Origin of the sequence: Actinomyces sp. SKVG-SVH-4(1) (assembly GCF_048514265.1) — a bacterium.
GTDB lineage: Bacteria > Actinomycetota > Actinomycetes > Actinomycetales > Actinomycetaceae > Actinomyces > Actinomyces oris.
Window position 1 is genome coordinate 23,774 of record NZ_JBGEVE010000020.1, and the last position, 20,264, is coordinate 44,037.

Below are 20,264 nucleotides of genomic sequence, written 5' to 3' on the forward strand. Positions count from 1 at the left end.
CCAAAAGTCGCCAACCGTGACACCAAGACCTCACCACCCACCACCGAGACCCCACTCAACCCACGGCACCTAAGCCCCAGAGCCGGCACACGCGGCCGGAGAGCAGGCCGCTGGCTCGCTCGGCGAATGGTGTCACTGTGGGCGACTTTTAGGGACGAGCCAGACTCATGGACATCACGCCCCGGTGCATATGCGCAGGTCAGAGCCATACAGGCCCAGGCGCGCCAACCGATGGACAGCCTAAAAGTCGCCATCCGTGACACCAAGACCCCACAACCCACCGCCGAGGCCCCACAGACGCCTTCATCCACCGGTGGTGCACACTGTGCCCCATGGCAGACGGGACCGCACGCGACCTCACCGGGCTCCTGGAGTCCATCGGCGGACGCGACGGCCGGCTCGTCCACCTCCAGCGCACCCCGGCCCGCCCCGGCCACCACGCCGACTGGCCCGACTGGGCGGACCCCGACCTCGTGGCCGCCTACCGCCGCCTGGGCGTCGAGCGCCCCTGGACGCACCAGGTCGCCGCCGCGCACTCCGCCCACGCCGGCCGCCACACGGTCCTGGCGACCGGCACCGGCTCGGGCAAGTCCCTGGCGGCCTGGCTGCCGGCGCTCTCCGACGTCCTGACCGCCCAGTCCCCCGGCGCCGACTCGCGCATCTCCGCCCACACCCGGCGCCCCACCACCCTGTACCTCTCTCCCACCAAGGCGCTCGCCGCCGACCAGGCCGCCGCCCTGGCCCGGCTCGTCGGCGAGCTCGAGGCCGTCCAGCGCGAGGCCGGCACGCCCGCGGGCTCCCTGCGCACGGTCCGCGCCGGCACCTGCGACGGCGACACTCCCCTGCCTGAGCGCGACTGGGTGCGCGCCCACGCCGACGTCGTCCTGACTAACCCCGACTTCCTCCACTTCTCCCTGCTGCCGGGCCACGAGCGTTGGAGCCGCCTCCTGCGGGGCCTGCGCTACATCGTCATCGACGAGTGCCACGCCTACCGCGGGATCCTAGGCGCGCACGTCGCCCTCGTGCTGCGCCGCCTCCTGCGACTCGTGGCGCGCCTGCGCCCGCGCGGCCCGCAGCCGGTCGTCCTGTGCGCCTCGGCGACGGCGGCCGAGCCGGCCCTCACCGCGGCCCGCCTCATCGGCGTCGAGCCCGACGACGTCGTGGCCGTCACCGACGACGCCGCACCCGCCGGGGAGCGCACCCTGGCCCTGTGGCAGCCGGCCCTGCGCGACCCCTGGGTGCTGCCGGCCCCCGGCGACGGCGGTCCGGCCCCCGCGGACTCCCCGAGCCCCGATGCACCCCAGCCCACACACGCCACAGCCGACGGAGAAAGCCTCCCCACCCCCAACGTCACGCCGCCCCCGCAGCAGGTCACGGGAACAGAGACCCCGCCGAGGACCGGCACCGACGCCATCGCCTCCGCCGCCCACCGCCGGCCTCCAGTCACGAGCGGCGCTACCCCGCCCGGCAGCGCCGAACCGGACTCGGGCGACCCTGGCGAGGACCCCTCGGCGCGGCGCAGCGCCGTCGTCGAGGCCGCCGAGCTGCTCGTGGATCTGCTGAGCGTGGGCGCCCGGGCGCTGGTGTTCGTGCGCTCGCGTCGCTCGGCGGAGGTCGTGGCCGAGCGGGCCCGCCACACGCTGGGGCTCTCGCTGCCCGAGCTCGTCGGCACGGTGTCGGCCTACCGCGGCGGTTACCTGCCCGAGGAGCGTCGGGCCCTGGAGGCCGACCTGCGTTCGGGCCGGCTGCGCGCCCTGGCCACCACCAATGCCCTGGAGCTGGGCATCGACGTCACCGGACTGGACGCGGTCCTCATCGCCGGCTGGCCGGGCACGCGCGTCTCGCTAGGGCAGCAGGCGGGCCGGGCCGGACGCGCCGGCACCCGCGGCCTGGCCGTCCTCATCGCCTCCGACAACCCGCTGGACGCCTACCTGGTGCACCACCCCGAGGCGGTCTTCGCCGCCCCCGAGGCCACGGTCTTCGACCCGGCCAACCCCTACGTGCTCGCACCCCACCTGTGCGCCGCCGCCTCCGAGGCGCCCTTGCGGGCCTCGGACCTGGCCCTGTTCGGCCTGCCCGACGACGCCCTGCTGCGCGAGCTGGAGGGTCGGGGCGCACTGCGGCGTCGGCCCACGGGCTGGTTCTGGAACGTCAACCTGCCCGGGCGGCCCCAGGACCTGACCTCCCTGCGCGGCGACGGCCCGCCCGAGGTGCCGGTGGTGGAGGCCGACACGGGCGTCGTGATCGGCACGGTGGACGGCGCGGCCGCCGACTCCACCGTCCACGAGGGCGCGGTCTACGTCCACCAGGGGCGCGTCTACGTGGTCGAGGAGCTGGCCGACGACGTCGCCCTCGTGCGGCAGAAGGCGGCGGTCGGCTACCGCACGCGGGCCAGGTCGCGCTCGAGCGTGCGCATCATCGCCGAGCGCGAGCAGCAGGTCTGGGGCCGGCCGGGTCAGACGACGCCGGAGGACTGCCGTGAGTCGTCGGCGCACGAGCCGGAAGAGCCGGCCGGTCCCGGCGACGGTTCCAGCGGCAGTTCCGTTCCGGCCAGTACCGGCCCCGGTCCGGCCGGCAGCGGGCGGGCCGGCTCATCCCCCGGCGACGCCCCCGAGCCCACGGGCACGTCCGCCATCACCTGGTCCTTCGGCTCGGTGGAGGTCACCAGTCAGGTGACCGGCTACCAGCGGATGGCGCTGCCCGGCGGGGAGGTCGTCTCCCAGCACGCCCTGGAGATGGACGAGCACGTGCTGCCCACCGCCGCCGTGTGGTGGACGATCCCGCAGGAGGTCTGCGAGGCGGCGGGCCTGGAACCCACCGACCTTCCCGGGGCCCTGCACGCGGCCGAGCACGCGAGCATCGGGATGCTGCCGTTGCTGGCCACCTGCGATCGCTGGGACATCGGCGGGCTGTCAACCGCAGCGCACCCGCAGACGGGGGCGCCCACGGTCTTCGTCCACGACGGGCACGCCGGCGGCGCGGGCTTCGCCGAGCGCGGCTACCGGGCCGGGCGCGACTGGCTGGAGGCGACGCTGGCCGTCATCGAGGGCTGCGGCTGCGCGAGCGGCTGCCCCTCCTGCGTGCAGTCGCCCAAGTGCGGCAACAACAACGAGCCCCTGGACAAGGCCGGGGCCACCGTCCTGCTGCGGCTCCTACTCGAGGCGGCGCCCCAGACCCCCTCGACCACCGACCCCGCTCACCGAGACCTGTCCAGAACGGACGACTCGGACGCCCCTCGACCCCAGTGACCAGAGGCAACTGAGCTCCGACCTGCTGCTCTGCGAGTCACACCTCGCAGAAGCGGTGGCAACGTCGTCCGACACGGTCAATCCAGCCGCCGGACCTGACGCGACGTGAGCCCGCCCCCTACGCGGGCATGACCAAAATTTATAAGACGCTCTCCCTCATATTCATGAGATGCTCGCCCTCACGCACCGTGAGGCTGATACGTTGCCAGCATGCTCCTTCGATTGCTGCGCACGCACCTGCGCCCCTATACCGGGTTGCTGGTGTGCGTCCTGGTGCTTCAGTTCGCACAGGTGATGGCCTCCCTGTACCTCCCCACCCTCAACGCCGACATCATCGACAAGGGTGTGGCCACCGGGGACACCGGATATATCTGGTGGATGGGCGCATTCATGCTGGGGGTGAGCCTGGCCCAGGGCGTGTGTTCGGTCGCGGCGACCTACCTCGCTGCGCGCGCGGCGATGAGCATGGGCCGGGACCTGCGCGGCGAGGTCTTCGACCGGGTCAGCGGCTTCTCCGAGCGGGAGATCTCCGCCTTTGGGGCTGGCTCGCTCATCACCCGCAATACCAACGACGTCCAGCAGGTCCAGATGTTGGTGATGATGAGTGCCACGATGCTGGTGACGGCGCCGGTCATGGCGGTGGGCGGCATCGTCATGGCGGTCACGCGCGCCCCGGGTCTGTCGTGGCTGATCGGGGTGTCGGTGCCGGTCCTGCTGGTCGCGGTGGGGCTCATCGTGGGCAGGATGCTGCCCTTGTTCCGCTCCTACCAGGACAAGCTCGACGCCATCAACCGGGTGATGCGCGAGCAGCTCACCGGCATCCGGGTGATCCGCGCCTTCGTGCGCGAGGAGGCCGAGACCGAGCGATTCGGGGACGCCAACACCGATATCGCCCGGGTCGGCGAGCGCGTGGGGCAGCTCTTCGTCCTGCTGTTCCCGCTGGTGATGCTGGTGCTGGACGTGACGATCGTCGGCGTCATCTGGTTCGGCGGCCACCAGGTCGGTGACGGCGACGTGGAGGTCGGCACCCTCATCGCCTTCATGTCCTACCTCATGCAGATCCTCATGGGCATCGTCATGGCGAGCTTCATGACGATCATGATCCCGCGCGCCACCGTGTGCGCCGAGCGCATCAGCGAGGTGCTGGCGACGCCGCCGACCATCACCTCCTCCCCCGACGCCGTCGACACCTTCCCGACTCCCGGAACGGTTGAGATGCGGGACGTCACCTTCGTCTACCCCGACGCCGACGCCCGCGTCCTGGCGGAGGTGAGCTTCACCGTTCAGCCCGGGACGACGACGGCGATCGTCGGCTCGACGGCGTCGGGCAAGTCCACGGTGGTGCGGCTGCTGGCGAGGCTGCTGGAGGCCAGCAGCGGGCAGGTACTCATCGGCGGCACCGACGTGCGTCAGGCCGACCCCGAGGCGCTGTGGGAGCAGATGGGGCTCGTGCCTCAGCAGCCCTTCCTGTTCGCCGGGACCGTGGCCTCCAACCTGCGCCTGGGGCGTGAGGAGGCCACCGACGACGAGCTGTGGCAGGCCCTGGAAGTCGCCCAGGCCAAGGACTTCGTCTCCAAGATGGACGGGGGGCTGGAGGCACCCATCGCCCAGGGCGGCACGAATGTCTCGGGTGGTCAGCGTCAGCGCCTGGCCATCGCCCGGGCCCTGGTGCGCCGGCCCGACATCCTCATCTTCGACGACTCCTTCTCGGCCCTGGACGTGTCCACCGACGCGCGGCTACGCGAGGCCATGGGGCCGGCGACGGCCGGTATCACGAAGGTGATCGTGGCCCAGCGCGTCTCCACGATCGTCGAGGCCGACCAGATCCTCGTCCTGGACGGCGGACACCTGGTGGGTAGCGGCACGCATACCGAGCTGCTGGCCACCTGCGCCGTCTACCGCGAGATCGTCACCTCCCAGCTCGGAGCGGAGGCCGCAGCATGAGCAGGAACGCAAGCAGCCACATGGGCAAGAAGGCCGGCAGGAACACCGGAGAGAACACTGACAAGATCGCCGGCGAGAAGGCCGGGAGCGGTGCGCGGACCGCCGCGAGCGCCGCCGTCGGCCCCGATGAGCTCAGCGAGGAGGACCTCAAGCTGGCCGTTGAGGCGCAGGCCGCCTCGGGCGACTGGCACGACGGTCCGCCTCCGGGCAAGGCCGAGGCCTTCTGGCCCTCCTTCAAGCGGATGGTCGGGCTGCTGGGCGCCTACCGGGTCTCCCTGATGATCGTGGCCCTGGCCGCCGTGGGCACGGTGGTGCTGGCCGTGGCGGCCCCCAAGGTGCTGGGGCAGGCCACCAACGTCATCTTCGAGGGCGTGGTCTCCACGATGCTGCCGGCCGGCACCACCAAGGCCCAGGCCATCGAGGCTCTGCGGGCGCGGGGGATGGATGACTTCGCCACGATGCTCTCGGCGATGGACGTCGTCCCCGGTGCGGGCATCGACTACACCCGCCTGGGCCGGATCCTGACAGTGGTGCTGGGCCTGTACGTGGGTTCAAGCCTGCTCAACTGGCTTGAGGGCTGGCTCATCAACCGCATCACGATCAAGGCCCTCTACCGGCTACGCGCCCAGGTGGAGGACAAGGTCCACCGCCTGCCGCTGAGCTACTTCGACACCGTCCAGCGCGGCGAGCTGCTCAGCCGCCTGACCAACGACGTCGACAACGTCACCAACACCCTCCAGCAGTCCCTGTCCGGCGCCCTGACCGCGATCCTCACGGTGGTGGGCGTGCTGGGGATGATGTTCTCCATCTCCTGGAAGCTGGCGCTGGTGGCACTCATCATGTTCCCGCTCATGGGTGTGGTCTTCGGGGTGATCGGGCCGCGCTCGCAGAAGGCCTTCACCCACCAGTGGGCACGCACCGGCAAGATCAACACCCGGGTGGAGGAGTCCTTCTCCGGGCACGCCCTGGTGCAGGTCTACGGGCGCACGGCCTCGGTGCGCGAGGCCTTCGCCGCCGAGAACGAGGAGCTGTTCCGGGCCTCGCTGCGCGCGCAGTTCCTCTCCGGGATCATGATGCCGATCATGCTGGTCATCGGGAACATCAACTATGTGGCCATCGCGGTGGTCGGCGGCGCCATGGTCGCCTCCGGGTCGCTGCGCCTGGGCGATGTGCAGGCCTTCATCCAGTACTCCCAGCAGTTCTCCCAGCCCCTGGGCCAGCTCGGCGGCATGGCCACGGCCGTGCAGTCCGGGACCGCGAGCGCCGAGCGGATCTTCGAACTGCTCGACGCCGAGGAGGAGCGTCCCGACGACGTCGCACCGAAGAGCACCGGCGCCGCGGGGACCGGTCCCAGCACCTCGGCGGCTTCGCCGAAGAGCCCGGCGGGCCCGGGTGTCATCGAGATGGAGCACGTGCGCTTCTCCTACAGTCCGGAGGTCGAGCTCATCCGGGATCTGTCGCTGCGGGTGGACCCCGGGCACACGGTTGCGATCGTGGGGCCCACGGGGGCGGGCAAGACCACGCTGGTCAACCTGCTCATGCGCTTCTACGAGCTCGACGGGGGACGCATCCTCATCGACGGGCGCGACATTGCCACCATGACGCGTCACGACGTGCGTCGCCGCACCGGCATGGTCCTGCAGGATCCGTGGCTGTTCGCGGGCACGATCCGCGAGAACATCCGCTACGGGCGGCCCGGGGCCAGTGATGAGGAGGTCGAGGCCGCCGCGAGGGCATGCTTCGTCGACCACATCATCAAGGCCCTGCCGCAGGGCTACGACACGGTTCTGGAGGAGGACGCCGCGAACATCTCCGCCGGCGAGCGCCAGCTGCTCACGATCGCGCGGGCCTTCGTGGCCAACCCGGCAGTGCTCATCCTCGATGAGGCCACCAGCAGCGTGGACACCCGCACGGAGCTGCTGGTCCAGCAGGCGATGAACGCGCTGCGCGAGGGCCGCACGAGCTTCATCATCGCTCACCGTCTGTCCACGATCCGTGACGCCGACACCATCCTGGTGATGGAGCACGGCGACATCGTCGAGCAGGGCAGCCACGATGAGCTCATCGCGGCGGGCGGTGCCTACGCGCGCCTCCACGCGGCCCAGTTCGCGGGCGGCGCCACCGTCGCCGTCGAGGACTGAGGCCGGGAGCCCCGGAGCACCGTCTCAACGACCGGATTCGGGCCGGTTCACGGCTTAGGCGGGGCGTCGACGGGGCCGGCGCGGGCCTGGGCGGTGGCTTGGCGGGGGCGGCCGAGGATCGTCGTCGGGACGACGACGCTGACGGTGACGTCCTCACCGGCCACGGAGCAGGCGCTCACCGAGGCGCCATTGGCTGCAGCCACGCGCTGCGCCATGGCGCAGGGGTCGCCCGGGGCAACGACCGAGGACAGGACCGTGGCACCGGAGATGGCCGCGAGGTCAGCGGCGGCCCGGGCCCGACCGGTGGCGCTCTGGGCCTGGATGAGGCCCGCGATGCCGACTGCTGCGGCCAGCAGTACGGCGATGACGCCGAGCGCGTAGACGGTCCCCGAGCCACGCTCGTCCCACCCGGGGCGGTTCATGGGCTGCTCGGCTCGGTGTAGGTGCAGGCGCGGGCCCGGGCCGTCAGGCCCAGCCCGCCCAGGGGGCCGGGGACGGGTCGGGCGGCGGTGACGCAGGTGAGCTCGCCCTGCTCGACGCCGAGGCTCACCCCTCCGGCCACGCGCTGGGCGGCGCCGGCGTAGTCCTCCTGGCCGATGGCGGCCTGACGGGCGGCGGTGCGGGCGGCGTCGGCCACCCGCAGCTGAGTGACGCCAGCGCTGACCGCCGCCAGCACCATCAGCAGGACAAGGACGACGGCAGGCAGTGACAACGCCGTCTCAGCCGTCACCATCCCCTCCTCTCCTCCTGCGGTGCAGCCGCCCTGGTCGCCGCCCCAGCGGCCTCGTCGGGGCCGGCGACCAGGTGAGGGATGCGGTTCCGCGCGGCTGGAGGGCCGGCGGGAAGCGGGACCCGGGCGGCGACGTCGGCCACCGCCGGGTACCCGGGCTACTCGGGGGCGAGCGCGCCCACCTGCTGCGATGACGGCGCACATCACACCGAGAGCGCCTGCTCGATGATGGACTGCAACGCCCCGCTCAGGCTGCCCGAGCGCATGAGCGCCAGCAGCAGGCCGGCGAAGGCCGCGGCCGCCAAGGTGCCGATGGCGTACTCGGCGGTGGCCATGCCCTCCTCCTTGCTCGTCAAGCGCCGCAGGAGCGCTGGCAGCGTCGAGGCGTCACTCGGGCGGGCCAGCATCACGCTGGTGCGCAGGGTACGCAAGGTGGTCCGGGTGGGTCTCCTCATGGTGGTTCTCCTCTGGTCGGTGGGGACCAGCACACCGCCGCTCCCCAGCGGGCGCCGTGCCCGCCCCACCAGCATCGGGCCGCCCCGAGCCGCCGCGCTCAGGGGCTTGTCAGCCCTGTGGAGACCACCTGCAGTCCCGGCTCTGTGGCATCGGGGACCGCCTGAGCCCTGGCCGATCGGCCCGGCCGCGTGGATGGAGGCACCGACGGCACGATGGCCGGATGCTGCGGAGGACACCGGGGAGGAGGTGCAGACTGCCACCGGCCGCGACCCCATCACTCCCGACCGGGGACATTCCGCGCGTCCGGGTGCGTGTCGTTCCGGGCGGGGGCATTCGACGCCGTCGGGGACAGCAATCCCGTCCCCCAACGCGCAACATGCCCCCGACCAGAAGAAAATGTCCCCGGCCACGCAGAAAGCCCCCGCCCGGGCACAACCGGATAGGGGCCACAGCGCAGACGCTTGGGGACGGCCGGCCCACGGCGGCGCCCGACGACGTCGAGCGCCTCAGCCCTCGATGAGCTCGCGGATCTCGGCGGCGGTCAGGGCCGCCGGGCTGAGTCCGCCCGAGCCCGCCGCAGCATCCGCACCACCGGCGGCACCAGCACCCTCGCCGCCGGCCTCAGCCTCACCGGCCCCCTCGACGACCCGGGCGAAGAGCTCGGCCTTCTTCTCCTTGAGGGCCATGACCTTCTCCTCGATGGTGTCGGCCGAGACGAGCCGGTAGACCATGACCGGCTTATCCTGGCCGATCCGATGGGTGCGGTCGACGGCCTGCTCCTCGGCCTGCGGGTTCCACCACGGGTCCAGCAGGAAGACGTAGTCGGCCTCGGTGAGCGTGAGCCCGAAGCCGCCGGCCTTGAGGGAGATGAGGAAGACGTCGGCCTCGCCGGCCCGGAAGGCGTCGATGACCTTCTGCCGGTCGGGGGTGGAGCCGTCCATGTAGGCGGTTCGCACACCGGTGGCCTCCAGGTGCTCGCGCACACCGGAGAGGTAGCGCGTGAACTGGGAGAAGACGAGGGCGCGGTGCCCCTCGGAGAGGATCGGCCCCAGGTGCTCGACCAGCACCTCGACCTTGGCCGACGGGCTCGGCCGCCTCCCCGGTCTCCTACGGCCCGTTGCGGGGGCGCCGGCATCCCTGCCCTTCACGGCTTTCGCGCCGCGGGCCGCCCTCTTACCGGAACCGCCCGTCCCACCGGCGGCCTCCCCGGCTTCCTCACCACCCGCGCTCTCGGCGGTCTCAGGCTCCATCCCGTCCTCGCCGTTGACGAGCGCCGGGTCGAGCGCCATCTGCCGCAGGGTGGTCAGCGCCTTGAGCGCGATGAAGCGCGACTGGGCGGTGTCCTCCTCCAGCAGCCCGAGGATCCGCTGCCGCTCGCGGGCCAGGCGCTGGTCGTAGGCCTTGCGGTGTTTGGCGCCCAGCTCGACCGCCAGGACCTGCTCGGTCTTGGCGGGCAGGTCCGCGGCCACCTGCTCCTTGGTGCGGCGCAGCAGGAAGGGACGCATCCTGCGCCGCAGCCGCCCCAGCGCCTCGGCGTCCCCGCGGTCGATCGGCTTGCGGTAGACCTGCCCGAAGCGCTCCGGGTCGGGCAGCAGCCCCGGCGCCGCGATGCTCATGAGCGCCCACAGGTCCATGAGCGAGTTCTCCAGCGGCGTGCCCGTGATCGCGATGGTCGACGGCGACCGCAGCCGCCGCACCGCCTTGTAGGTGGCCGAGGTGTGGTTCTTGACGAACTGGGCCTCGTCGCACACCACCCAGGCCCAGTCCTGGGCGATGAACTCCTCTTCGCCCAGGCGCGCGATCGTGTAGGAGGTGACGACGACGTCGCAGCCCTCCACGATCTGTGCCAGAGTCTCCTCACGCTTGGCGGCGGTCCGCCTCACAGCCCGGACCCGCAGCCCCGGGCAGAAGCGCTCGGCCTGCTCCACCCAGGAGCCGACGACGGAGGTCGGCGCGATGACAAGCACCGGCCCGGTCCCCTCCGGCTCACCGGGGTCGCCGGAGCCGGTCGGCTCGCTCCCTTGGGTCTCCGCGCGCTGCTCGAAGAGCCGCTGGACGGCGGCGAGCACCTGGACGGTCTTCCCCAGTCCCATGTCGTCGGCGAGGACCCCGCCGAGGCCCGCCTGGCGCAGGAAGTCCAGCCACCGGTAGCCCTCGAGCTGGTAAGGGCGCAGAGTCGCCCGCATCCCCTCGGGCACGGCCGCCCCGCCGGTCCCTTCACCGGTCCTCTCAGCGGTGCCGCCCGCGTCGTCGCCCCCGACGGGCCGTCCACCGGAGCGCTCGGCCGCGGCCTCGGCGGCCCGCGCCCGCTCCAGTAGCCGCCCGACCCGCTCCTTCCAGCGAGCCGTGGCCCGCTCGATGACGCCGAGTGACTCCAGGACCTCGTAGTAGCCGGCGTGCAGGGCGCTGACCCGCAGCTCGCCCTGCGCCTGCGGGTCGGCCAGCTCGCGGCCCTCCTCCATGAGGCGGGCCAGGGCCTCGATCTCCGGGCGGTCGATGCTCACCCAGGTGCCCGACTCCAGGAGCACCTCGGGCTCCCCGGTGGCCACGGCCGCCATGAGCAGCGCCAGGGGGATCTCCTCCTGCCCCACGTGGACGCGCACGGACAGGGAGAACCAGTCGGGACGCTCCTCGTCGTCGCTGACGCTGGTGGTGATGACCGGGGCGGCCTCGGCCTCGCGGTAGTCGGGGACGTCGTCGTCGACCTCGATGTCAAAGGCCTCCAGCTCGCGCAGGACCGGCAGCGTCTCAGTCATGAAGCGGGCCGTGTCCATGCCGCGCAGGTCCAGGGGCTGCCAGAGGGCCGGGTGCCGGCCGGCCAGGGGCAGGAGGTGGTTGAGGACCTCGCGGGCCAGGCGGGTCTCCCCGTCAATGTCCCGGCCGGCGGTCCTGTCCTCAACGCGGCCCTCGGCCGCCGCGGCCAGGTCGGGCAGGGCGTGACTGCTCCGGACCTCGCCGTCCTCCCCGACGTAGCGGATGGACCACTCGGTGCTCAGGTGGTGCTCGGCGGTATCGACGTGGACCGCGAGCGCGGCGCGCAGCGTCGTGGGGCGGGGCATGCGGATGGAGGTGTCGGCGGACAGGACCGGCAGCGCCCGGGTGAGGGCCTCAAGGTGCTCAGTCTCGAAACGCTCGACGTCCCCGGCCGGGATGGTGATGGCCTCGCCGTCGCCCCGCAGCACCCGGGAGAGGGCCTCGGTGGGGCGCGGCTCGAGCGGCATGAGGAGCAGCTCGCGCCCGGGCATCCACGTGTAGAAGCCGTGGACCGGGTCGCCGATCGGCATGAGGGAGAAGCTCAGGCGCAGTCCGGGGACCTGCAGGCGGCGCAGCTCCTCGACGTCGTCGATCTCCAGGGCGGGGGTGATGGCGATGTCGCCGTCGTCCTCCCGGGTGAGGTGGACGCCACCGCGCAGCCCCTCGGAGAGGTAGACGGGCATGCCGTGGCGCTGGGCGGTGGTGAGGGTCAGGCCGGCCGCCACCCCGCGACGCAGCACGTCCCAGACGCGGGCGGGCGCGGTCGTCAGGGAGAGGCGGTCATCGGCATAGTAGAAGCCGTAGCCGCCGGCCATGCCAGCCAGCTCGCGCAGGACGCCCATGACGGTGGGGTCGACGTCGTCGTCCAGGCCCCCGGAGACGATCTGGGTCCAGGCGGCGCCCTGCCGGTTCCAGCCGCGCTTGCCCTCGATGAGGGGCAGCATGGACAGGCCGGCGGGGGTGCCCCACATGTCGCCGGGGTCGTCGATGATCTCCAGGGCCATCCGACGGCGCGGGGCCCGCTCGACCTGCAGCAGGTCGGCCAGCCGGCTCTCCCAGGGGGCGGGCCCGCCGGAGGGGGCGGCGGCGTCGGGCTCGGCCTGCGCCAGGGTGCGCGCGGCGATGAGCAGGGCGGCCGTGTGCTTGCAGTCGCTGCCCACCGGGCACGAGCAGGTGCCGGCCCAGGACGCCGGGGCGCTGCGGGCGCCCTGCTTGCGGAAGACCATGGTCTGGTAGGTGTGCGCGCCCGAGCCCTTGGACTGGGCGCTGATGATGTCCCCGTCCCCGGCGACACTGATACCCCGCACCCGCCCCTTGCGCGCGTAGTCCAGGCCGCGCTCAAAGGCCCGGTGGCCGACCCGACTGATGATCTGGTCATCAGTGAGCTCCACCGGCCAGTCGTCATGCCGAATCGCGCGAGCCATGTCCCCAGGTTAGACGCGGGGTAGGACACCTTCGGACGTCATCCGGCCGCTGATCGCACGCTGGGCGCGAACGACACCGGTCTCGCACCCGGTCACGTGGGGCCGGTGAAGGGCCGGGTGAGCGACCGGCCGTAGCCCGGTCGGACGGGTGGGTGGAGGCATCCCCCGTGAGGAGGAGCCCTCCCGGGTCCGGATCTCGCACCCGGGAGGGATCACATTCCGATGACGGTGCGTTGTACTGGATTCATGAACGCGATGCTGACCTGTGAAGAGCTGTTCCTGCTGCTGACCAAGGACTCCGGCAAGCCGGAGAGCCGCATGACGTATCCGGCCTACGGGCTCACCGGGGCGCTGCTCACCGACCTACTGCTGGCCGGCCGCATCAGCCTGACCGAGGAGCGCAGCCCCCGCGTCTACATCGTCAGCGCCGAGCCGACCGGGCACCCCGTCCTGGACCGGGCTCTGGAGATCCTGCCCGCCAAGGACGGCAAGCGATTCTCCTCCCTGGTGTCCTGGGGCAGGCTCAACCCCACCCGCAACATCGCCCAGTCCTTGGAGGCGGCCGGGGTGGTGCGCATCTACACCGGCGGGCTGTTCGGGTCACTGAACCCCAGCTACCCCACGCTCGACCCCCTCCCCGAGCGGCAGCTGCGCGCCCGCATCGACGCCGCCCTGCGCGGGGTGCAGCCGCCGACCGCCTCCGACGTCGCCCTGCTGTCGATCCTGCAGGCGCTCGGTGTCGCGCCGACCGTCCTGCCGCAGCAGGAGACCGGTCTCAGCCGCGGCGAGCTCAAACGCCGGATCAAGGAGCTCTCGGGGGAGAACCCCGTGGGGCGTGCGGTGCAGCGGGCCGTGGAGGCCGTGACGATGGCCATCATCGCCGCAGGGAGCGTTGCGGCGGCCTCGTCGAGCTGATCGGGGTCGGCCCTCCGGGAACCACCGCCCCCACTCCGGCCCCGTCGGGGACATTCCGCGCCGCGGGGCGCGTGTCCTTCCGGGCGGGGACCTTCGACGCCGTCGGGGACCGGAATCCTGTCACCGGACGCGCGAGACGTCCCCGGCTGGAGCGGAACGTCCCCGGCCGCGCGAGATGTCCCCGTCGGCGAGAAGGCCGTCACTCGCTGCGGGGCCGACGTCGTCGGGCCGCCCGGGAGGTTCCGCCGTGTCTGCGCGCGCGGTGCCAGCGCTCGCGCCACAGGGCGTGCTCCTGCTCGATCTCGACCAGGCGCGCGGCCAGGCGGTGCGACTCCTCCAGCGACAGCCCCCGAGCGTGCATCCCCAGCTCGGCCAGGCGCGCCATCGCCGGCGTCGTCTGCGCACGCAGGTCCGGCAGGCCCACGAGGTCGGGCTGCGCCGGCCGCTTCACTCCTGCGGCCGGGGTGCGCTCCCCCACCGGCAGCCTGATGCCGCCAGGCGGCGACGCCGGTCGGCGCGGCTCCGAGACCTCCTCACCGACCGGGACCGTGGCCTCCTCGGGGGTGCGCCCGTCGGGAGCGGCCGGCCCCTGGACCACACGCATCACCTCGTTGGCCGGCACATGGTCGCTCCGGTGACCCAGCGCCAGCCCGGCGGCCGGCAGGACCAGCACCGACAGCACCCCAGCCAGCACGAGGGTGGAGGCGAAGGAGGTCGACATGGCCCCGGCACTGACCGCCACCTGGGTGACGGCCACAATGATGGGCAGGGCCGTCGTCGAGTAGACGGCGATCTGGAGGCTCTGGCGCATCGAGTAGGCGCGCGAGCCGTCCCTGCGCCGCTCCGCCCGGGAGGCCAGCCACACCGGCACGCCCCGCACGAGCACCAGCAGTACAAAGAAGGCCAGCAGGTTGACCAGGTCCCCGGCATTGAGCCCGACCTCGATGCCCATGCCGGAGGTGACGAAGAAGATCGGCACGAAGAACCCATAGGCCAGCCCGTCGAGCTTCTCCTCGAACTCGGCATCCCCCTCGGGCAGGGCGTGACGCAGGACGAAGCCGGCGGCGAAGGCTCCCAGGATGACGTCGAGGTCGAAGATGGCGGCGATGGCGCACAGCCCCACCAGGAGCAGGACGGTGGCCCGGATGGTGGTCTGCGCCGTCGTCGAGGCCCCCAGGTGGATGGCCTCGACCAGGCGGCGCCCCACGCGCTTGACGCGGCTGGTGAAGCGAACGATGAGGAGGGTGATGATGAGGAAGACACCCAGGATCACCATGCTCGCCCAGGTGGAGCGCGACCCCAGCAGCAGCGCCATGACGATGACCGGCCCGACCTCGCCGACGGCGCCGTGGTTGAGGATCGAGGCGCCCACCGCCGTGGGCAGCAGGCCGCGGTCGCGCAGGATCGGCAGGATCGTGCCGATGGCCGTGGAGGTCATGGCGGTGGCGATGGCGATGCCGTTGGCCGACGCCGCCCCTCCGGTCACCCCGATGACGCTGACCGCGCCGAAGGCCAGCCCCAGCGAGAGCAGCCAGGCGACGGCGGCGTGGCGCCCGCCCGCCCCGCGCAGCTCGTTGATGTCGATCTCGTAGCCGGCCATGAGGAAGAGGAAGGCGACGCCGAGCTCGCGCAGCAGCTCGATCGAGGAGTCCTCGACGGCCAGCCCCAGGCCGTGGGGGCCGATGAGCATCCCGCCCAGGATGAGCAGGACGACCTCGGGCACGAGCCGCTTGGGGATGGTCCAGGAGATCAGCGGCGCCACGAAGGCCACCGCGACGATGAGCAGCAGGGAGGTGAAGACCTCGGCCATATCGTCTCCTTGTCTCCGGTCGGGTGCGGGGGTGCAGGGGATGGGGGAAGTGCGGGGCGCAGGGCCGGGCCCGGCGCAGGTCCGCACGAGCCTGAGAGACTACCCCGACCTCGGCCGGCCGGGCCCGCCGTCAGAATCCACAACAGTTCATCGGCTCATTGATGACGTGATGCGCTGGTGCGATCATGATCGTATGAGGACGACACTTGAGATCGACGACCGGGTCCTGTCCCTGGCTCGTGAACGCGCTCATCGCGACGGAGTGTCACTCGGGCGCGCCGTGTCCGATCTCGCGCTCCAGGGAATCTCCCACGGGAGCCGCACCAGCAGGCACGGGATCCCCTTGTTCTTCCCGCCCGCAGGTCAGCAGGCTCATGTGGTGACACCGGAACTCATCGAGCAGTACCGAGATGACGACCACTGATCGCCTGCGACTGCTTGACGTCAATGTCCTCGTAGCATTGTCGCTGCCCAACCATGCGCACCACGAGGTGGTCAGCGCCTGGTTCGACGGAGTGGATCAGTGGGCGACCTGTTCCATTACCCAAGCCGCATACCTGCGTCTCCTCATGAATCCCTCGAGTCACCGGATTCGAGATCGCGGCCGCTGATGTGCTCTCCGGACTCGGTGAGCTGACATCGCTTGACGATCACGTGTTCCTTGTCGACGACGCCCCTCCTGCTGAGCCGTCCATCAGCTTCTCGAGACTGAAGGGCCCAAAACAAGTCACCGACCTGCACCTGGTGGATCTCGCAGAACGTCACAACGCTGTTCTCGCCACTATGGACGGGCGCATGGCGCAGGCGCTCACGTCACAGGATCGGCGACATATCGAGATCATTCCCCTGTAGGCAGGACTCGCCCCGTCCACAGAGGCCGGCCGGGCCCGCCATCGGGGCCACCGGGCGCGCGGGCCGCCATCAGGCGTCACAATGGAAGCATGCTCATGCCGTACTCACCCTCCGCCGAACCACTCACGCGCCTGGCCGACGGGACGGTCAAGCAGATCAGCCCCTTCACCGGCACCGAGGTGTGGACCGTGCCGGGGCGCGCCAACCGCCCCATCTCGCACCCGGTGGCGGAGGTCCGCCCGCTGGAGGAGGCCGACCGCACCCACAGCTGCGCCTTCTGCTCGGCGCGCTACCTGGAGACGCCCCCGGAGAAGGCACGCCTCGTGCGCGGGGCCGACGGCGGTTTCGAGCGCCTCGACGCCGTCGCCGCCTCCGCCCTGTTCGACACGGTGGCCGAGTTCCGTCGGGTGCCCAACCTCTTCGAGATCCTTTCCTTCGACTACTGGCACATCAACCACGGCTATGAGATCCCCGACGCCGCCCGCGAGCGCATGGAGGCCTACCTGGCCGACCCGGCCGGCGTCGAGCACGTGGAGCGGGTGGCGCGCACCAAGCTGGCGGCCGCGGGCGCGGACCCGGACTCCTGGGACTCGATGGACGAGCGGACCCGCCACACCTTCTTGGCGGCCTTCTTCGCCGGGGGCCATGACGTCATCATCGGCCGGCGCCACTTCACCGATGACGCTCACGACACCACGGGCCTGGCCGGCTCGGGGACGCTGAGCGTGGCCGAGCACCGCGCCTACACGCGCCTGGCGATCCACGCGATGCACAACCTGTACGAGGCCAACCGGTGGGTGCGCTACGTGGCCGTCTTTCAGAACTGGCTGCGGCCGGCCGGGGCGAGCTTCGACCACCTGCACAAGCAGCTGGTGGGCATCGACGAGCGGGGCGTGACCAGCCAGCTGGAGCTGCAGAAGGTGCGGGCCAACCCCAACCTGTACAACGAGATGGCGGTGGACTACGCCGCCTACCAGGGCCTGCTGGTGGCGAGCAACGAGCACGCGGTGGCCTTCGCCGGGTTCGGGCACCGCTACCCGACACTGGAGGTGTACTCGACGTCGGCCATGCCCGAGCCGTGGCTCATGAGCCGCGAGGAGGTCGACGCCGTCTCCGACCTGGTGCACGCCCTGCACGCGGCCACGGGCGCGGACGTGCCCAGCAACGAGGAGTGGCACCACAAGCCGCTCGACGTGGATCAGCCCATGCCTTGGCACATCACGCTCAAGTGGCGGGTCTCCACCCTGGCCGGTTTCGAGGGCGGCACGAAGATCTACCTCAACACCATCGACCCGTGGACGCTGCGCGACCGTGTGGTGGCGCGACTGGAGGACCTGCGGGCCGACCGGCTCATCGCGCCGATGGCCGTGGGCGAGGAGTGCCCGACGACGCCCAACCGGCTCCTGTACAACCCGGTCCTCACCGCCCGGCCGTAGGAACTGAAGTGCTCAACGACGAGAACCGACCGAGTCAGGGCGTTCCCGAGTTTACGTGGCCCAACTACATCGGCTGGGGGTGGATGATTAACCAGGCGCGGATGGAGGCCGACTGGAAGGGCCTGTGGGACTACGCGCCACCACATGTGCATGCCACGGAGGAGACCGTGGCTCGCGCCGAGGCCCAGCTGGGCTTCCGCCTACCGGAGTCCTACCGAGGCTTCCTCCTGGCCTCCAACGGCTGGCCCTACTTCTACCTGGACATGACAGCCTTCTCCACCTCCGACCTGCTGGGCGGCGAGCTGCACGAGGCCGGCCAGACCCAGCTGGAGCTGGAGGAGTGTGTCGAGGCCATGGCCGCTGACGGCGTCATCGCCGCCGACCACTTCCCCGTAGCCGCCTCTTTGACCCAGATCGACGTCGCCCTCATGGGAAAGCCCGATACCCCAGCAGAAGGCACCGTCTCCTGGGTACGCGGCGAAGTGATCGAACGATACGACGACTTCCTGGACTACTACCTGACCATGATGGAGCTCAACAAACTCGATATCGCACGTCTACGAAGAGACTTCGGCCCTAAGCCCGAGGGAATCCCCCACGCCATCATCGACCGCCCCGGCAGCCCGCCGGTCTTCGAGGACGCCCGCCGCGACGACCTGTAACGGTGTGTAACCGAACCGGCTATGAGAGCCAAGTGCAGGGCGGGGCCGACGCAACGCCGGCCTCGCCCAAGCGCCCACACCGTGCACGTCACTGGCCTTGCACACCCTCCCACCTGTACGTACATTTTCCGTTCCGTCAAGGAGGCCGGAGCATGTCGATCTCAACAGCCCGCAGAACCCAGAGAATCGATCTGCGCGCCACGCCGCGCCAGGAGACCCTCATTCAGCAAGCGGCCTCCCAGACGGACCGCTCCGTCAGCGAGTTCATCCTGTCCGCAGCGACACGAGAAGCCGAGCGCATTCTCGCTGATCGCCGCTGGTTCTCCGTGACGTCAGAGCAACTCGAAGCCATTGAGGCCGTGTTGGACACTCCGCTGGAGGAGACGTCCCGCTTCGCCCACCTATGGGACCGCCCCTCCCCCTTCGGAACCCGCATCAACCTTGACGACGAATCGTGAGCGCCGGAGGCCTCGAGTCCCCGCGGCGCCTCAGGCGCCAGGACGTCACGGCCGGCTTCCGCAGCGGGGCCACCGCCCAGGATGACGTCATTCTCGGTTACTACGCCATCACGACGGCCACATACTCCCGCGACGATGCGCCCCAGGGACTCAACCACCGCAGCTGAGCCGGATGCTCGAGTCCTCCTGACCCGAACCGGCCGCGAGAGCCAAGCGCAGGCCCGGGCCGACGCCGCCGGCCCAGCACCGGCCCGGCGCCGGACCGACGCAGCCTTCAGCAGCCGAGGGCGCTGCGCTCCTCCGGCCCCACCCAGCCCGAACGGCTCTCCAGGGCGCGGAACCAGCGGGCCAGCGCCGGCCAGAAGGAGATCGACGGCGCCTCCCCGCCGGGGTAGTGCTGGCGCCCGCCGTACTCGTAGGACTGGACGGTGGTGAACAGGCGGATGTCGCTGCCGGTGGGCTTGTCGCCGCACAGGTACTGGCCGATGGCGACGACGGCGGACAGGGCCGGCCCGTCGAGCATCGTCAGGCCGTCCTCGCGGGAGGCCTCCATCCGCGTGGCGCGGGCCAGGAGCGTGTCGATGACGTCGAAGCCCACGAGGACGCCGTTGGCCGCCGCCGCGGCCTTCTCCGGGTCCTGGGAGTGGGTGGCCACCGCGTGGCCGGTGTTGATCTGCGAGCCGATCCACGCATCCCAGGCGTCGGTGGAGTTGCGACGGTTGAGCGGGTAGAGGTCCGGGGCACCATCGCGGTGGAGGTCCCACCAGGCGGTGGACAGGTCGAAGAGCAGGTCGCCGGAGTCATCGCTGACGACCTGGCCAGTGGTGGTGTCCACGAGGGCCGGGACGGTGGGGGGAGGCTCGTAGCCGGGGGTCTTCGCGTAGACCTCAGCCAGGGAGCGGGCTCCGAGCGCCGGATCCACGCCGGGCTCGCCGTCGGGGCCGGTCAGCTCCCAGTACCCGTCCGCGCCCTTGCCGTAGCTCCAGGACACGGGAATCGCCTCGGTCAGGCCCAGCAGGCGCCGAGCGATGAGGACGCGGCGGCACCACGGGCAGGCCCCGGACGCCACGAGTCGGTAGCGCCCCGCCTCCACGGGAAGGTCGCCGCTGGGTGAGAATCGGTGTGAGACTGCGATGGCCAAGGGATGCCTCCCGGAGGGGTCGGTCGAGGGGTCGTGATGCCCACGGCTAATCATTCCTCGCGCGCCGGCCACCGTCACCCGATTCTCACGGGGCGGAATCCTCCACCCCGCGCCCGCCGACGCAGGATAGTCCTCACTGACCGGGGACATCCTGCGCATGGGGGTGCACTATCTCGCGGCCGGGGACATCCTGCGCGTGCGGGGACGGGATTCCGGTCGGTGGGGTCTGGTGGTGGATGCACCACTCGTGGGAGGGGTGTTTTGTGTCTGGTTCTGGGGTTGGTCAGGATGTG

16 protein-coding genes are annotated in these 20,264 nt (G+C 71.3%); 10 read left to right on the plus strand and 6 right to left on the minus strand.

Annotated features, from left to right (window positions below):
- Window positions 1-332: 332 nt before the first annotated feature.
- The 3 genes from AB7V09_RS12340 to AB7V09_RS12350 all read left to right on the plus strand — a co-directional run bounded on the left by AB7V09_RS12340 (window position 333) and on the right by AB7V09_RS12350 (window position 7,333).
- Window positions 333-3,248, plus strand: a complete 2,916-nt coding sequence (locus tag AB7V09_RS12340; RefSeq protein ID WP_419143934.1) for a DEAD/DEAH box helicase — start codon at window positions 333-335, stop codon at window positions 3,246-3,248.
- Window positions 3,249-3,458: 210 nt separating this feature from the next.
- The gene (locus AB7V09_RS12345) at window positions 3,459-5,192 is read left to right on the plus strand and encodes an ABC transporter ATP-binding protein (RefSeq protein ID WP_419143935.1); all 1,734 of its coding nucleotides are present in this window, start codon (window positions 3,459-3,461) and stop codon (window positions 5,190-5,192) included.
- Window positions 5,189-7,333, plus strand: coding sequence for an ABC transporter ATP-binding protein (locus AB7V09_RS12350; protein WP_419143936.1), 2,145 nt, complete (start codon window positions 5,189-5,191; stop codon window positions 7,331-7,333). The genes AB7V09_RS12345 and AB7V09_RS12350 overlap by 4 nt, the downstream gene beginning before the upstream one ends.
- Before the next feature lie 47 nt (window positions 7,334-7,380).
- Here the strand turns inward: AB7V09_RS12350 and AB7V09_RS12355 are convergent, their stop codons facing one another.
- From AB7V09_RS12355 to AB7V09_RS12370, 4 genes are all read right to left on the minus strand, one after another.
- Entirely contained in the window at window positions 7,381-7,755 is a 375-nt protein-coding gene (locus AB7V09_RS12355) for an Rv3654c family TadE-like protein (protein ID WP_419143937.1), read from the minus strand.
- On the minus strand, window positions 7,752-8,066 hold the full coding sequence (locus AB7V09_RS12360; protein ID WP_043538407.1) for a TadE family type IV pilus minor pilin: 315 nt from the start codon (window positions 8,064-8,066) through the stop codon (window positions 7,752-7,754). Before AB7V09_RS12360 ends, AB7V09_RS12355 begins: the two co-directional genes overlap by 4 nt.
- Window positions 8,067-8,266: 200 nt before the next feature.
- Window positions 8,267-8,518, minus strand: a complete 252-nt coding sequence (locus AB7V09_RS12365) for a DUF4244 domain-containing protein (protein ID WP_020992132.1) — start codon at window positions 8,516-8,518, stop codon at window positions 8,267-8,269.
- A gap of 507 nt (window positions 8,519-9,025) precedes the next feature.
- Window positions 9,026-12,697 carry an SNF2-related protein gene (locus AB7V09_RS12370; RefSeq protein WP_419143938.1) on the minus strand — a complete coding sequence of 1,224 codons (3,672 nt, stop codon included), beginning with the start codon at window positions 12,695-12,697 and terminating at the stop codon, window positions 9,026-9,028.
- 255 nt (window positions 12,698-12,952) lie between these two features.
- On the opposite strand from AB7V09_RS12370, the gene AB7V09_RS12375 reads away from it, so the two are divergent.
- Window positions 12,953-13,612 carry a GOLPH3/VPS74 family protein gene (locus AB7V09_RS12375; RefSeq protein ID WP_311372800.1) on the plus strand — a complete coding sequence of 220 codons (660 nt, stop codon included), beginning with the start codon at window positions 12,953-12,955 and terminating at the stop codon, window positions 13,610-13,612.
- 199 nt (window positions 13,613-13,811) lie between these two features.
- Here the strand turns inward: AB7V09_RS12375 and AB7V09_RS12380 are convergent, their stop codons facing one another.
- The gene (locus AB7V09_RS12380; protein ID WP_311372772.1) at window positions 13,812-15,422 is read right to left on the minus strand and encodes a cation:proton antiporter; all 1,611 of its coding nucleotides are present in this window, start codon (window positions 15,420-15,422) and stop codon (window positions 13,812-13,814) included.
- A gap of 193 nt (window positions 15,423-15,615) precedes the next feature.
- On the opposite strand from AB7V09_RS12380, the gene AB7V09_RS12385 reads away from it, so the two are divergent.
- From AB7V09_RS12385 to AB7V09_RS12410, 6 genes are all read left to right on the plus strand, one after another.
- Entirely contained in the window at window positions 15,616-15,846 is a 231-nt protein-coding gene (locus tag AB7V09_RS12385) for a hypothetical protein (RefSeq protein WP_040322114.1), read from the plus strand.
- A 188-nt stretch (window positions 15,847-16,034) separates the two neighbouring features.
- Entirely contained in the window at window positions 16,035-16,274 is a 240-nt protein-coding gene (locus tag AB7V09_RS12390; RefSeq protein ID WP_419143939.1) for a hypothetical protein, read from the plus strand.
- Between the two features lie 89 nt (window positions 16,275-16,363).
- Complete coding sequence (locus AB7V09_RS12395) at window positions 16,364-17,710, plus strand: DUF4921 family protein (protein ID WP_419143940.1); 1,347 nt, start codon at window positions 16,364-16,366, stop codon at window positions 17,708-17,710.
- Window positions 17,711-17,718: 8 nt separating this feature from the next.
- Complete coding sequence (locus tag AB7V09_RS12400) at window positions 17,719-18,372, plus strand: SMI1/KNR4 family protein (RefSeq protein WP_419143941.1); 654 nt, start codon at window positions 17,719-17,721, stop codon at window positions 18,370-18,372.
- A 152-nt stretch (window positions 18,373-18,524) separates the two neighbouring features.
- Window positions 18,525-18,830 (plus strand): DUF1778 domain-containing protein, encoded by a 306-nt coding sequence (locus tag AB7V09_RS12405; protein ID WP_279013424.1) that lies wholly within the window; start codon window positions 18,525-18,527, stop codon window positions 18,828-18,830.
- A complete protein-coding gene (locus tag AB7V09_RS12410) occupies window positions 18,827-18,997 on the plus strand; it encodes a hypothetical protein (protein ID WP_419143942.1) in 171 nt (56 codons plus the stop codon). The genes AB7V09_RS12405 and AB7V09_RS12410 overlap by 4 nt, the downstream gene beginning before the upstream one ends.
- Window positions 18,998-19,104: 107 nt before the next feature.
- Here the strand turns inward: AB7V09_RS12410 and AB7V09_RS12415 are convergent, their stop codons facing one another.
- Complete coding sequence (locus AB7V09_RS12415; protein ID WP_419143943.1) at window positions 19,105-19,971, minus strand: glutathione S-transferase C-terminal domain-containing protein; 867 nt, start codon at window positions 19,969-19,971, stop codon at window positions 19,105-19,107.
- Window positions 19,972-20,264 lie beyond the last annotated feature (293 nt).

Coding starts and splice junctions, on each gene's coding strand:
- AB7V09_RS12340 (WP_419143934.1), top strand. CDS start 333: ATGGCAGACGGGACCGCACGCGACCTCACCGGGCTCCTGGAGTCCATC.
- AB7V09_RS12345 (WP_419143935.1), top strand. CDS start 3,459: ATGCTCCTTCGATTGCTGCGCACGCACCTGCGCCCCTATACCGGGTTG.
- AB7V09_RS12350 (WP_419143936.1), top strand. CDS start 5,189: ATGAGCAGGAACGCAAGCAGCCACATGGGCAAGAAGGCCGGCAGGAAC.
- AB7V09_RS12355 (WP_419143937.1), bottom strand. CDS start 7,755: ATGAACCGCCCCGGGTGGGACGAGCGTGGCTCGGGGACCGTCTACGCG.
- AB7V09_RS12360 (WP_043538407.1), bottom strand. CDS start 8,066: ATGGTGACGGCTGAGACGGCGTTGTCACTGCCTGCCGTCGTCCTTGTC.
- AB7V09_RS12365 (WP_020992132.1), bottom strand. CDS start 8,518: ATGAGGAGACCCACCCGGACCACCTTGCGTACCCTGCGCACCAGCGTG.
- AB7V09_RS12370 (WP_419143938.1), bottom strand. CDS start 12,697: ATGGCTCGCGCGATTCGGCATGACGACTGGCCGGTGGAGCTCACTGAT.
- AB7V09_RS12375 (WP_311372800.1), top strand. CDS start 12,953: ATGCTGACCTGTGAAGAGCTGTTCCTGCTGCTGACCAAGGACTCCGGC.
- AB7V09_RS12380 (WP_311372772.1), bottom strand. CDS start 15,422: ATGGCCGAGGTCTTCACCTCCCTGCTGCTCATCGTCGCGGTGGCCTTC.
- AB7V09_RS12385 (WP_040322114.1), top strand. CDS start 15,616: ATGAGGACGACACTTGAGATCGACGACCGGGTCCTGTCCCTGGCTCGT.
- AB7V09_RS12395 (WP_419143940.1), top strand. CDS start 16,364: ATGCTCATGCCGTACTCACCCTCCGCCGAACCACTCACGCGCCTGGCC.
- AB7V09_RS12405 (WP_279013424.1), top strand. CDS start 18,525: ATGTCGATCTCAACAGCCCGCAGAACCCAGAGAATCGATCTGCGCGCC.